This is a genomic window from Flavobacterium sp. LPB0248 (assembly GCF_013388355.1).
Lineage (GTDB): Bacteria > Bacteroidota > Bacteroidia > Flavobacteriales > Flavobacteriaceae > Flavobacterium.
Map to the genome: position 1 here is coordinate 1,836,214 of NZ_CP058246.1, position 14,074 is coordinate 1,850,287.

Consider the following 14,074-nt stretch of genomic DNA (forward strand, 5'->3'; position numbering starts at 1 on the left):
AAAACTAGTATGAACCTTCATACATAACCGATCCCTTATAAATACGAACACTGTCAACTTCTACACGTTCGTGGTTTAAAAACAATTCTAACTTTTGATTATCCTTGCTTATTTTTACCTCAAATTCCTGCTTATCCTCTGTTTTAAAATTTTTGAACTTTTCAAATATTACTTTTTCATTCAAAAAAATATTGCCTCTAAAACGTTCATCGGGACTGGTTTCCCAATCGAGTTCTAGAATTTGTGGCAAAGCTCGATTATCATAACTGGTTACAGGCAGTGGAGGCATAAAAATGATGTCCTTTTCTCCATTATAGTTGGTAAAGCAATACCTAAACAAACGCAAAGCTGGATTTTCGTTCTCCATTTTTATCCTAAAGGTGTAGCGCTGGCGGTACATATCCCATTTTGCACAAGAAGCATTGGGCAAAAAATCTCTTTCTGCTACTTCTTTACGGTTCATAGACCAGTTTCTAAAAAGCTGTTCTTCCAGCTTCTTGTCATCTTTTATAACTTCTGCCTGATAACGGCCAAGCTCAATCCTCATAACTCCGTACTGTTTCCATACCACTACCATGCCCTGTGGGGCAAAACCAAATATTAAACCTGAAAGTTTTTCGTTAACATAATCATTATAGCGACGGGTAGTGTCCATTGCTATTTTCATTTCTTCTACAGGGAATTCCGTTTTTAAATGATAGAATTTATCCTCATAACCGGCATAATAAATAACATCAGCTCCTACAGGCGTACCATGCTGCGAAGTCCAGCTTTTTCCAGACTCTCCCCAGCGTCCTGAAGATCCGCCAAAGGGCAGGCTGGCAGGTTCTCCCTCAAGTATAAGGATATCTCCCCTTACAAATTCTACTCGATAGATATTTTCATTATCTTTATGTTTTTGCCTAGGCTGGCAGGTGTAACTTTGCCATTCGTATCTATTTCTCATTTGACAGCTAACGTTTAATGTAATGATTAAAAAAATCAAAACCTTGTTTAGTTTATCCATTTTGTATTTGTCTTTTGCGTTTTTCTAGTAGCAGAACATCATCAAATCTTGGCCCAAGTCCAAATTCATCTGCCTTTACAGACCAGTGTAGGTATCTGTTGCGTAATTTTTTTAAATCATCAGGTTTTATATAATCGAGATAACTTATTTGTTCAGATTCTTTTAAATATTGGGCTGCTGGTTTCTGTTCTCTAATGGCTTCATTTCTGTGTGTCATAACAGCCGCGCTATAGCTCGTTATCTGTTCAAATACCTTTGCAATAAATGGATCTGAAATATTGGTTTTTTGCTTTTCAATTGTTTCATCATAAATGACTCCAAACTGTTTCTGTTTCGAAACCATAACCATTTTGTTCAGTGCTACTTTATCATAGGTGTTTTCTAAAACACGAGTCCCTACTAAATAGGCTTTCCCTTTATCATAATCATATTCCATCTTAAGCTGATCATCATCATACCAGCCTTCGGAAATTACTATTTTCTTAAAGGCATCACATTTTGGTGTACTGGGAGTAAACTTAAAACTCTTATCGCGGGTTCCTAAAAAGAAGCTTTCTTTAAATATAACCGAACGCTCTTTGTCGCCATGTCTGTAAGAACCTCCAATATCTGAGTGTACTCCGGGCAGCATTAATTCCAATCCTCTGTGACCGCAACTGCAAATATTAGTCAAATCGAAATTCTCTCTGTATTCATCGGCTGAAGAAAGCTGTAAAACCATTCTGGCTTTTTTTACCGCATCTAGTCCTAAATCTCTAACATCGTTATTATGATTAAAACCATGAGACGAAACAGTGTCATACAAGCCTACAAAATTGAAAAAGACTTCTTTTACCTCAAATACTCCATTATTAACCAAACATCTGCCAAAATAGCCATATTTAATTTCAAAACTTTCAGGATAAGCAGGTTTGGTCTTGTCTTCATTCTTCGGATATTTTTGCTGCTTCATATCTCCGGGGAACCAGAAATAACCATCGGGAGAAACTTTTACAGAATAAGGAGAACTGTCAGTAACACTTAAAAAATGTCTTGCTGTTGCTGCCCCTCGACTAAAGCCAAAAACATTGATCGTAAGCTTGTCAATAGGTTTTCCGTCAGCCGCATATTTTATTTCTATAGCTCCCAACTCACAACCTCATTTTACCTTGTCTTTGATCCCTGTATGCCAAAAAATTCCCGTCTGCGCAAGCCCTTTTGGCAGCTTATCATCTGATTTTAAATCGGTAGTACCAACTCCTTCAACATAAACTGATTTTTGTGTAGTTTCTTGTGTTGAGATTGCATCGTAACCTCTTGCAACGTTAGTGTAATCGTTCTCGTAACTATCATCCTTTTTATTCGAATTTTCCTGATAGGCAGTCATGTTTTTTTCTCTGGCTTCGGTATTGTTTCTGTTGTTTGCTGTACCGTCAAAAAAAATATTTAGTGTCAGTTCAAGACTATTACTCTTCTTGTCTTCAGGATGCGAAGGCTCATAATCATTATAAAAAACACCCTCTTGCTCGCCTAGCCAATTATTATGTTTAGCAGCAACAAGATCTACATTACCATTTGTGGCATGTATATCTATTTTTCCTGTGGCGGTCTTTTTGAGTGTACCACCTATTATTCTGGTAATGCTCATAATTAAAAATTTCTGGATGATTCGCCACTATTACTGCTAACATTTTTTGAACCTCTTAAACTAATGCTATCTTCTGTACTATTTATAAAGACTTCTTGAGCCATTTCTTTTATATCTTTGCTTTCTGTTTCTTTATTTCCTTTTATCAATTCGAACATATTGCTTGTAACTTTCAATATAAAATTAATTCCAATAGTAAGGTATTTCGAACCAGTAATAGTCTCGGTGCAATCTCCGCCAACGGTATTTGTTTTGTTAAAACCAACATTGGTTGTCATATTTTGGCCAGCATTTATATTAATGTCTTCTCCTGCATTTAGTGTTAGATTTTTAGGAGCATCACAAGTGATACTTCCGTTTCCATCCATAAAATATTTGTTACCGCTTGGATCTTCAATTAAAACACTTCCTTCTGCATCATTCATAATGATTTTTATTCCAGATCGTGTGTGTATAGCTTTAATGTCATTTTTTGGTGTGTTGTAACCCGAAGATTCGTTTCCGTTATAATGCGCACCTATTACATAAGGATTTTGTGCATTTCCTCCTTCAAAACCAACCAGCACTTCTTCTCCAATTTCAGGGATAAAATAAAATCCTTTTCCGGCTCCTGTATGCGGTTGAATCATTCTAATCCACTGGCTTTTTGTGCTTCCTGACGCCCAAAAAAATTCAACTCTAACGCGTCCTAAACCTTCAGGATCGTTGTTGTCTTTTATTTTCGCAGGCTGTGTTTCAGCTTTCGCAAAAACTTTAGTATCTGTATAATGAGGTGCTCCAACATCGACAGGAATTGCTTTGAACTCGCAAGCATAATTGCCATGCACCTCTGAACGATGTATGGCTTCTATACAAACCAGATCGTGTTCTGTGGTTTGGTCTATAATAGTAAAAGTCTGTCCTAACCCTAAAGGGAAATAAGAAATTCCGCTATAATACACGCTGTTTGCATCACTTCCCGCTGTCTGTAATATAACCATTTCCTGTATTTCTTCTCTACTCTGTGCGTTGTTAGTATAAGCTCCAACACTTAATTCGCCTAGTGTTACAGTACCCTGATTGAATCCTACAATCGAAGCAAAACCATCTTTACTGCCTGTGGCTGTTCTTCCAGATGAATTTCGAATGCCTACTGCATTATTATAATCATAGCCTGCCAGCGAAATAGCATGAGCAGTCATATTTACCTGTATCTTAAATTTATGCATAGAAGCTCCGTTGATCAGTTTAATTTTTGAGCTTTTAAGCTGTCCGAACTGCATGCGCATTCCATCAAAATAGAACCATTGCCCGTATCGCGTTGCCAGTCTTTTAAGAAATTCAAAATTGGTCTCATTGTACTGCGCCATATAATTGAATTCTTTCAGATAAGTAGATCTGACAGCATCTCTCTGATAAAACTCTGTAGGTCCTTCTGAGAGTAGGCATAGAACAATATCATCCATACCTCTCTCAAGAAAAGTTCTGGATTTTGGCAGATCATCTATTACTTTGCTGTGACTGATTCCGCTAATATGCAGACCAGCGGCACTGCCGTGTCTATCTACGGAGGATACTTCAGTAATAATACCTTTACTCATAAGTCTGATTCCAGTCAGACTTTTGAATGTAAAAATAACTTCATCGCCAATGTATTTTCGCACTGCCTTTGCCTCTTCAACAGAGTTTATTACAGCTTTGGCAGTGTATTGCCATACAAACGAAAAATGGTGATGGTCTGCCATTTTTTGTGACAGCTTTAAATCGTAATAAATAATGTTTTGTGTAAAACTGCCAATAGTAACATGTACCTGATCTGCGAAATGTCCCATAAAAATATTTTTTAAATATTATTTTTATACTAAAGTAAATTCTCACAATTTAGACTGTTTTACTAACTGACGCAATACCTAGATTTAGGGATTTTTCTAAAAAAACATCAAAAAATCTTAAAAAACATCTTACATAATTTATATCTTTTTAACAATCAGTATTTTACATCAAGTTTTTTATTAAAATCATTTAAAAAGGCTTAATATTGTATCCTTAACCAATTAATTAAAAACCATGGGATTATCTTCATTTTTTAAAAATTTGTTTGGCTCAACCAAAGAGTCTGTAACTGAATTGGCAAATAATGCCGAAGAGACTTTTGAACAAGCAAAGGAAGCCGCAGCACCTTACATCGAGAAAGCAGAAGCTTTTGCAGAAGAAACAATTGAAAAAGTAAAAGAAGTTTCGGAACCAATTATTGACAATGCATCAGATTATGCTGAAAAAGCAAAAGACACCGTAAGCGAATATGCTGATAAAGCAGCTAAAGTCGTAAATGATGTAGTTGATTCTGTTAAAGAAAAAACAGCTTCTTTAGCAACTAGCGATACCCCAGAAACTATTTCTGAAACTGTGGTTGACGAAAGCGAGAAAACTGTAGCGGAAGTAGAAGAAATAGCTGATGACGCTGCTGAGAAAGCATAAACACACTTTTCGAATAATGTAAATATTCTTATATTTGCACCACTAATATACCTTCTCTTATGAGAAGGTTTTTTTATTTTAAAATCATGAATCTTAGTCCAGAACAAGTCAGTAAATACATAAGCCGTTTTATTGACATTTTAGTTGATTATTCACCAAAACTGATTTCTGCTTTTTTAATCTTATTTGTTGGTTTATACGCCATCAGATTGATTAATCGAATTATTAGGAAAGTAATGATTCAGCGAAATTTAGATCCTACACTAACAAAATTCTTATCTGATATTTTATTGTGGGCGCTTCGAATATTATTATTCGTAACCTTTATTTCTAAATTAGGAATTGAAACTTCGTCGTTCGTCGCTATTTTAGGAGCAATGGGTCTTGCTGTAGGTTTATCATTGCAAGGATCGCTTTCTAATTTTGCCGGAGGAATGCTTATTATCGTTTTCAAACCATTCAAAGTTGGAGATACGATAGAAGCTCAAGGCGTTGTTGCAACAGTTCTCGAAATCCAGATTTTTGTAACCAAAATGCTTACGGCAAATAACCAGACTGTATTTGTTCCTAATGGCTCTTTGTCTAATGGAAATATCATTAATTATTCCATGCAAGGAGAAAGAAGAGCCGATCTAACTTTTGCTATTTCTTACGATTCAGACATCAAAAAAGCAAAAGAAATTCTTTTAGATGTTTTGAATAAAAACCCTAAAGTATTGAAGAAACCTGCTCCTGAGGTTTTTGTAAAAAATCTATCGGCAAGTTCTATTGATTTTGCTGTTCGTCCTTGGGCTAAAAATGCCAATTACGGGGCTGTATTTTCTGAAACTTTAGAGAATTGCAAAATAGCATTGGATGAGGCTGGAATTGCAATTCAGCCATACACAATACAGAAATAAAAAGTATTATTCCTTTTTTGAAGGAGCTGTAATTATAAAATCTTTTAAATAATAAGGTTCAAAATAAGCGACATCTACAGTGTCGCTTTTTTGATACTTATCAAAACTGATTTTGCTCATTGCTTGCGCAGAAGGATATTTTATATTTTCTAAAAATACAAAATTGTCTTTAGTCAAAACAGGTTTGCATTTATCAGCACAGTCACCAACAAAGTAAAGTTTGTCGGTATATTCCTGAAATGAATTTTCATCAATAATTTCAGCCTTTATAGCTCTTTCCAATGTCAAATCTGAATTAAAAACAGCGCTGTACACTTCCATACGGCGTGCATCTAACATAGGTACAATTTTTCCGTCTGCAACTCCTGCTTGCGATGCTAAAGTCTGCATCGTATCAACAGCAATCAACGGGATATTTAAAGCATAACACAAGCCTTTTGCTGCCGAAACACCAATTCTTAAACCTGTATATGATCCCGGCCCTTGACTAACAGCAACAGCCTTTAATTCATGTACCGAAATTCCCGATTTTGCGATTACTTCTTCAATAAAAACATGCAGTTTTTCGGCATGCGAGTATCCTTCATCAGCCAATTCACTGCAAACAATGGTCTGACCATCTTTTGCTATAGATACAGAACAATTTTTAGTAGCCGTTTCGATATTGAGAATAAAAGACAAAGTATTATATTTTAAAAATTAATTATTTTATGTCAGCCTGAATGAAGTCGAAGTCTTTCTTGCTTTAAAGCCTTCGACTTCGCTCACGATGACAATATGCTTAAATATTTATTTCTTTGGAGTTTCGGCTTTCTTAAGTTTTACCTTGTCTCCAGAATTAAGATCTTTAGAAACTGTTGTGTATGGACCTGTAATAACAACATCTCCAGATTTTAGACCAGACATCACTTCAATATTAGTATCGTCCTGAATTCCAGTTTTAATGACTCTAATTTTAGCTTTATCTCCAACTTTCACAAAAACACATTCAAATTTTTTGTCACTTTTTGGAGCTGCTTTTTTATCTTCATTTGGATCTTCAACCTTAAAATCTTTTACGGCAGTAGTATCCGACTTTACCACAACAGAACTAATTGGCACAGCCAAAACATTTGTTCTTGTTGTTGTAATTATATCAACCGTAGCCGTCATTCCAGGTCTAAAAGGAGAATATGTACTTGGCTTTCCTTCTAACAAATCTTGATAAGAATCTTTCAGAATACGAACTTTAACTTTAAAATTCGTTACCTGATCTGAAGTCAAAGTTGTGCTTGCCGAGTTTGAAATACTCGTTACTACTCCCTTAAATTTCTTTTTTAGATAGGCGTCAACTTCAACATTTGCTTCGTCACCAATTTTAATTTTTACAATGTCATTTTCGTTTACATCAACTTCAACTTCCATATTGTTTAAATTGGCTACACGCAAAAGCTCAGTTCCAGCCATTTGTTGCGTTCCTAAAACTCTTTCTCCTAATTCTACATTTAATACAGAAATAGTTCCATCTGCTGGAGAATAAATCGTTGTACGGCCTAAGTTGTCTCGAGCTTCGGTAACAGACGCCGAAGCACTTTGAACATTATAATAAGCACTTTGTTTTGTTGCTTTGGCAACTTCAAAAGTAGATATAGCTTTATCCCAATCTGATTTTGAGATTACACCCTTATCATATAATATTTTATTACGCTCATAATTTGCTTTTGCCTCTTTAAAACTAGCGTCAGATTGAGTAAGACTTGCTTTTGTTCCGGCTAAATTTGCAACAGATCTATCTAATCCAGAGGTATATAAATCGGGATTTATCTTTACTAATAAATCACCTTTTTTTACTACCTGTCCTTCTTTTACATTTAATGAAATTATCTCGCCCGAAACCATCGACGCAATTTTAACCTCAATTTCAGGCTGAATTTTACCTGTTGCAGACACTGTTTCAACAATCGTTGAAGCCATCACTTTTGCAGTTTCTACTTCTTTTCCTTCGTCCTTATTTCCTATTACTCCAGCCTTAGAAAGACCAACCAAAGCTGCAATTAAAACTATTGCACCGCCTAATAAGAAATAAACTGTTTTTTTTGACATAATAAATTATTTTGTAATAATTGGAACAATTGGAATTCCGAAATAAAACTCTAATATTTTAATTTTGAACATGTAATCGTATTTTGTTCTGATAACATCAGACTGCGCATTGGTCAATAATGTTTGAGCTTGTGTGAAATCAAATGAATTCATTAAACCAACATCATATTTTTCTTTTGCATAATTGTAAGCCTGCTGTCTTGCCTCTAAAGTTACAGTAGAAGATTCATATGTATTTAGAGCTCCTCTTGCATCAGTAAACGCAGTATAAACGTTACGCTGCAAATCTAAACTTTTTTGCTCTAAATCTATTTTAGATTTTTCTAAACTTACTTTATTACGCTCTACATTATTCTTAACTGAGAAACCGTTAAAAATAGGCACATCTAACTGCAATCCAAAATTATGTCCTTTATTATCACTAAACTGCTGGAATATAGGATCTGGACCTACAGTATATGGATTACCGCTTGCATCTAACTTAACCTGGTCACTATAACTTGCTCTGGTATTAAACCCATAGAAACCAGAAAGTCTTGGCTGATAAGCTCCTTTTGCAATAGCAACATTTTTTTCAGCGATTTCAAGATTAGTCTGTGCTAATTTTAACTCTGTTCTAGTTTCTTTAGCCTTATTATAAATTTCAATTGGAGTCTGAGCTAAAATATTATTTTCATCCGCTACATTGGTATCGTCAACAACATCAAAATCTGCGAATTCTTTTAATTGCAAAAGTTGGGCTAAACTCAATTTAGAAATCAATAAATTATTTTCAGAAACCGCTATATTTTGTTTGTCTGTTGCTACAGTTGCCTTCAGATCAAACAAATCTCCACGCGGAATAGTTCCTGCATTTACCATTTCTTCAGAACGCGTATATCTTTTCTCGTCGATAGTTAACTGTTCTTTTTTAACCTTTAGATCTTCTTTATTTGATAAAATCTGCAAAAATGCACTAGCAACATTTAGAGAAATGTCTTCCTGCATTTTTAGCAATTGATAATGCGAGGCAATGATACTTAATTTTGCCTTTCTCATAGTGTTTTGATTCTGCAGACCTTTGTAGATATTTACGCCAGCATTTAGACCAACAGAAGAATATTGTGTAGTCTGATTACGTAAAATACCCGTTGTAACGTCCTGATTCAAACCAATATTCCATGAGTGAGAAGCGCTTCCATTTACGGAAGGAAGATAATTGCCTAAAGCTCCTCTTTTATCGATCTCAGCATTTTTAACATCTAATTCAGATAATTTTACCGTGATATTGTTTTCGAGTGCATATCTCACACACTCTTCCAAAGTCCATTTCTTAGTTTGCGCCTGTCCAGTTAATCCGAATCCGAATAATACTGCAAAAACCAGACTATTATATTTATTTATTTTCATATACTTTTAATGAAGGCGCAGTAAACCGAACTACGCAAATTTAACATTTTTAAAACCAAAAGATCCTTAACCTTTCAAATTAGCTTATTTTTTTTCTTTGTCTCCTTCGTTAATCAAGCCCTGGTTCCAGATTTTAATTTTATCTGTATCATTTACACCACTTTTAACTTGAACATAGATTCCGTCACTAACTCCAAGAACCAAATCTCTTCTTTGAAATTTCTGTGGAGCCGTTTCAACTTCTACATAAGGCTTTTGTGTTTTTTTGTCAAATTGAACCAAAGATTCTTTTATTGCTAGAACTTTCTCTGCTTTTTCTAAAATAATAGAAGCGTTTGCACTTAAACCAGCTCTAATAAAAGTATCGTCTCTGTTAACCATTTGTGCTTTAATCTCAAATTGGATTGCTCCATTTTCTGTAACTCCTTTTGGAGCAATATAATTTAAAACTGCATCAAACTTTTTATTTTCGATAGCACCAATTGTAATCTCAATTGGCATTTTTTCTTTAATTTTTCCAACCTCAGATTCATCGATTTTTCCAATAAAAATCATTCTTCCCACATCGGCAACACTTGCAATTGTAGTTCCTTCATTGAAGTTATTACTTTCGATAACTTGGTTACCTACTTTTACTGGAACATCTAACACCATTCCGTTCACCGTAGAGCGAATTAAGGTATTGGCATAGCTACCTAAAGAAGAAGTTGTCCCTGTTTTAACGATATCCAAACCTTGTTTTGCCGCTAAATAGTTTTGTTTTGCTTGATTATAAGCAAGTAAAGCTGCATCATAATCATTTGCAGAAATAACATCTTTTTCGAATAATGTTTTCTGTCTTTTGTAAATTTTTTCCTGATTATCTAATGCTATTTTAGCCGTCTGCACTTGATTCTGAGAATTGCTTACGTTCGAAACATTCGCTACAACTCTAATCTTAGCAATCATATCACCAGCTTTGATTTTTTCACCAGCTTTGATGTACACTTCTTCAATGATACCCGAAATATTTGGTTTGATTAGAACCTCTTCATCAGGCTGAATATTACCTGTCGCAATAGTATTTTTTACGATGGTTTTTATTTCTGCTTTTTCCGTTTTAAATACAATCGGCGATTCTTGGTTTTTAGCATACAAATAGTAAAGTGCGCCAAAAAAAACAATTGCAATAAATATTAAAATGGTTACCGTTACTCCTTTTTTCATTTGTTTTTGGTTTAATCGATTTATTTTGATTGATAATTTATTCTGTTCTTAATGCATCTACAGGTTTCACATTGATTGCGGTTTGTGCTGGGATAAATCCAGCAAGCAAACCAGATCCAACTAATATAATTAATGCTACAAATACAACTCCTAAATCTACAGTTGGATTGGCAAACATAGTATTTTGATCAGGAGGCATCGAATCTAATACCATATTTAAAAGTGCTATAACTCCTGTTGCAACAGCAATTCCAAGCATACCTGAAATAATCGTTAAAAATATTGACTCAGATAATATCTGCCCTCTAATTGCTCCAGGAGTCGCTCCTAAAGCTCTTCTAATTCCAATTTCTTTTGTACGTTCTTTAACCACGATCAGCATGATATTCGAAATTCCGATTACACCCGAAATCAAAACTAACGTTCCTACGAAATACGCAATTACTTTTAAAATATTAAATAAGCTTTGCACTTTATTAAATTGCTCATACAAATCAAAATTTCCAACCGCTCTCTCATCTGTCGGGTTTATAGAATGCAATGCTTTTATAATCTCTAAAATTTTAGGCTTTAAATCGGTTATAGAAGTTTCGTCTTTTGCTGTAAGCGCCATCCATCCCACTTTATCCCCATAATTAAAGGCCTGCTGAAAAGTTGTAAAAGGAATGAAAATATTCTTCTGTTCTTGTTCTGCATTTCCTCCCTGTTGTTTTGATTTATAAACTCCAACAACCATGAAATTGATGCTATTAATTTTGATATAGGTTCCAACAGCCTCTTCTTCTTTACCATAAAGTTCGCTGATAACACCTTTACCAATTACACAGACTTTTCTTCTTTGTTCAATATCCTGCTGGTTTACAAATCTTCCTTTAATGATATCCATTGGCTGCTGTTTAATAAGCTCTGGATAATCTCCGTAAATTGTAAATGCAGAAGTTTTTGTACCTCTTACTACGTTATTTGTTCCATTAAAATCACCTAACTGATTTCTTGGTGAAACATATAATAAATCTGGCAGCGCCGCTTTTAAAGCAGTTACATCGCTATTTCTAAAATCATAACGTCTTGTTTTTGGCAAACCTTTATAAGCCTTGGAGGTGGTTTGACTCCACATAAACATGGTATTTGTCGCGATTCCATCAAAACCTTTTTTGATACCATTCTCCAAACCATTACCCGCTGCAAGTAAAATTACCAAGATAAAAATTCCCCAAAAGACACCAAAAGCTGTCAGGATAGTCCTGAAAGGATTGGCGGTTAAGGCCTGTAAAATCTCGTCCCAATTATCTTTTTTAAACATAATTATTCGTCTCTAAGTGCTACAATAGGTTTAATTTTGGCTGCTCTGTAGGCTGGGAAAAATCCTGCCATTGCCCCTGCAAAAACAAGTAATACCAAAGTAGTTAAAGCAACACTAAAATCTACTTCAGGATTTCTAAAATATTCGCTCTGAACCATCGGTCCTACAAATTCTAATAGTGCAAGACTAGCCAATAATCCAACAAAACCTGCAATCGTCGTAATGAAAATTGATTCATGAAGAATCATCGTTATAATAGAAAAAGGCGATGCTCCTAGCGCTTTTCTAATTCCGATTTCTTTTGTACGTTCTTTTACAATGATAAGCATGATATTACTTACTCCAACTACACCAGCGATAATCGTACAGATACCAACCCACCAGAAAAAGAGTCTGATATATAAGTTTAAATCGTAAAATTGTTTAGCATCTTTAACCGAATTATAAACTCCGACACCACCGTCATCCTCAGGTGCTACGACATTTTTGCTCTTTAATAAATCTTTTAAATCTTGTGTAAATTTTTCGGATTGAGCCAATGCTTCATCATAATCGCTTGTCTTTTTAAGGGTAAAAAACAAGTTGCTAATTTTATCGCCACCGCCAAATGTCTTCTGAACTGTAGTCAAAGGTAAATAAGCACGAGTTTCCTCTCTCTCCCCTCCTGGGTCTGTAAAAACTCCAACCACTTTGAAGTTAATGTTGTTAATTAGGATTTCTTCCCCGATTGCCTCTTTATCTTTAAGCAAATCAGTTTTTAGTTTCATTCCGATAACAGCCACTTTTGCATTACTTTCTAAATCCTTAGCATTGATATAACGACCTTGAACGATGGTTAAATTTTCTATTCCTCCATAATCTGGATTTACACCTCTAAACTGATAACTTCCCGATTCTTTACCATAAGCAAAAGCCTGTCCCCAGTAATTATTTGTTGAAGCTCTCAAGTCTAATTTATCTTCAAATTTCTGTACCGATTGATTATAATCGCTATTGCGAAATTGAATCTGTCTTCCTGGATTTAATCCTTTGTATTCTTTGGTAGTTGTTCCAGACCAAACCTCTATAATTCCAGCCGCATCACGTTCGAATTGTTTTTCAATTCCATTCTGTAAACCTTTACCTGCACCTAGTAGGATCACCAAAATAAAAATTCCAGAAGCCACAGAAACCCCTGTTAAAAATGTTCTTAAGCGGTTTTTCGAAATGGCTTCAAATATTTCCTGCCAGCGTTCAATATTAAACATAAGACGAAGCTCTAACTTGTTCTACTTTTTTATCATCGATAATTAATCCATCTTTCAGGACAACATTTCTTTTGCACATTGCAGCAATATCAGGTTCGTGTGTAACAATCAAAATCGTTTTTCCTTCGTCGTTAATCCCCTGAATAAGTTCCATCACTTCATAAGAAGTTTTAGTATCCAAAGCTCCTGTCGGCTCATCGGCAAGCAAAACCTTCGGATTTGAAGCCAATGCTCGTGCAATAGCCACACGTTGTTTCTGACCTCCAGAAAGTTCATTTGGCAAGTGGTGAACGTGAGAACCTAAACCTACTTTTTCCAAATACTTCATTGCTATATCGTAACGTTCCTTTCTTTTAACGCCTTGATAATACAAAGGCATCGCAACATTGTCTAATGCCGTTTTGTAATTGATTAAGTTAAAAGATTGAAAAACAAAACCTAAAAACTTATTACGGTATTTTGAGGCAATTGTTTCGTTTAATTTTTTTATAGGCGTTTTATCTAAAATATAACTTCCAGAATCAGCTTCATCCAGAATTCCCAAAATGTTAAGAAGTGTAGATTTACCTGACCCAGATGATCCCATGATTGCAACTAATTCACCTTCTTCAATATTAAAATTAATACCTTTTAATACATGTAATTCTGAACTTCCCATCTTATAGGATTTATGTAAATCTTTAATTTCAATCATGGTATTGTTAATTTTTTTAGACAATAATAACGTTTTTATTAAGTAATTTATGATAATAAAAAGTTAATAATTTTGTTACCTATTTTGTATAAGACTGCATAATTTAGTTATTGTTACACTTTTTTAATAAAATATGATTGTTTTCGTAATTTTACTTCGTAATA

At 34.6% G+C, this 14,074-nt stretch carries 13 protein-coding genes; 2 read left to right on the forward strand and 11 right to left on the reverse strand.

What is annotated here, in order from left to right:
* Positions 1–4 precede the first annotated feature (4 nt).
* Genes LPB248_RS07690 through LPB248_RS07705 form a run of 4 tightly spaced genes read right to left on the reverse strand, consistent with a single transcriptional unit; the run spans position 5 to position 4,444 of the window.
* A complete protein-coding gene (locus LPB248_RS07690; protein ID WP_255463046.1) occupies positions 5–946 on the reverse strand; it encodes a DUF2931 family protein in 942 nt (313 codons plus the stop codon).
* 52 nt (positions 947–998) lie between these two features.
* Positions 999–2,135, reverse strand: coding sequence for a phospholipase effector Tle1 domain-containing protein (locus LPB248_RS07695; RefSeq protein WP_177210917.1), 1,137 nt, complete (start codon positions 2,133–2,135; stop codon positions 999–1,001).
* A 9-nt stretch (positions 2,136–2,144) separates the two neighbouring features.
* Positions 2,145–2,633, reverse strand: a complete 489-nt coding sequence (locus LPB248_RS07700; protein ID WP_177210918.1) for a hypothetical protein — start codon at positions 2,631–2,633, stop codon at positions 2,145–2,147.
* 2 nt (positions 2,634–2,635) lie between these two features.
* Positions 2,636–4,444: a type VI secretion system Vgr family protein gene (locus tag LPB248_RS07705; protein ID WP_177210919.1), complete on the reverse strand. Its 1,809-nt coding sequence runs from the start codon at positions 4,442–4,444 to the stop codon at positions 2,636–2,638.
* Positions 4,445–4,679: 235 nt separating this feature from the next.
* Between LPB248_RS07705 and LPB248_RS07710 the strand changes: the two genes are divergently transcribed.
* Both LPB248_RS07710 and LPB248_RS07715 read left to right on the forward strand, forming a co-directional pair.
* The gene (locus LPB248_RS07710) at positions 4,680–5,090 is read left to right on the forward strand and encodes a YtxH domain-containing protein (RefSeq protein ID WP_177210920.1); all 411 of its coding nucleotides are present in this window, start codon (positions 4,680–4,682) and stop codon (positions 5,088–5,090) included.
* Between the two features lie 86 nt (positions 5,091–5,176).
* Positions 5,177–5,989 (forward strand): mechanosensitive ion channel family protein, encoded by an 813-nt coding sequence (locus LPB248_RS07715; RefSeq protein ID WP_177210921.1) that lies wholly within the window; start codon positions 5,177–5,179, stop codon positions 5,987–5,989.
* Positions 5,990–5,995: 6 nt separating this feature from the next.
* On the opposite strand, the gene tsaB is transcribed toward LPB248_RS07715, so the two are convergent.
* The 7 genes from tsaB to LPB248_RS07750 form a co-directional block, all read right to left on the reverse strand.
* The gene (gene tsaB / locus LPB248_RS07720) at positions 5,996–6,670 is read right to left on the reverse strand and encodes a tRNA (adenosine(37)-N6)-threonylcarbamoyltransferase complex dimerization subunit type 1 TsaB (RefSeq protein WP_177210922.1); all 675 of its coding nucleotides are present in this window, start codon (positions 6,668–6,670) and stop codon (positions 5,996–5,998) included.
* Between the two features lie 108 nt (positions 6,671–6,778).
* Positions 6,779–8,071: an efflux RND transporter periplasmic adaptor subunit gene (locus LPB248_RS07725; RefSeq protein ID WP_177210923.1), complete on the reverse strand. Its 1,293-nt coding sequence runs from the start codon at positions 8,069–8,071 to the stop codon at positions 6,779–6,781.
* Between the two features lie 6 nt (positions 8,072–8,077).
* Positions 8,078–9,460 carry a TolC family protein gene (locus tag LPB248_RS07730; RefSeq protein WP_177210924.1) on the reverse strand — a complete coding sequence of 461 codons (1,383 nt, stop codon included), beginning with the start codon at positions 9,458–9,460 and terminating at the stop codon, positions 8,078–8,080.
* 84 nt (positions 9,461–9,544) lie between these two features.
* Positions 9,545–10,666 (reverse strand): efflux RND transporter periplasmic adaptor subunit, encoded by a 1,122-nt coding sequence (locus LPB248_RS07735; RefSeq protein WP_066032780.1) that lies wholly within the window; start codon positions 10,664–10,666, stop codon positions 9,545–9,547.
* 37 nt (positions 10,667–10,703) lie between these two features.
* The gene (locus LPB248_RS07740) at positions 10,704–11,969 is read right to left on the reverse strand and encodes an ABC transporter permease (RefSeq protein ID WP_177210925.1); all 1,266 of its coding nucleotides are present in this window, start codon (positions 11,967–11,969) and stop codon (positions 10,704–10,706) included.
* Between the two features lie 2 nt (positions 11,970–11,971).
* Positions 11,972–13,216, reverse strand: a complete 1,245-nt coding sequence (locus LPB248_RS07745; protein ID WP_177210926.1) for an ABC transporter permease — start codon at positions 13,214–13,216, stop codon at positions 11,972–11,974.
* A complete protein-coding gene (locus LPB248_RS07750; protein WP_177210927.1) occupies positions 13,209–13,910 on the reverse strand; it encodes an ABC transporter ATP-binding protein in 702 nt (233 codons plus the stop codon). The genes LPB248_RS07745 and LPB248_RS07750 overlap by 8 nt, the downstream gene beginning before the upstream one ends.
* Positions 13,911–14,074 lie beyond the last annotated feature (164 nt).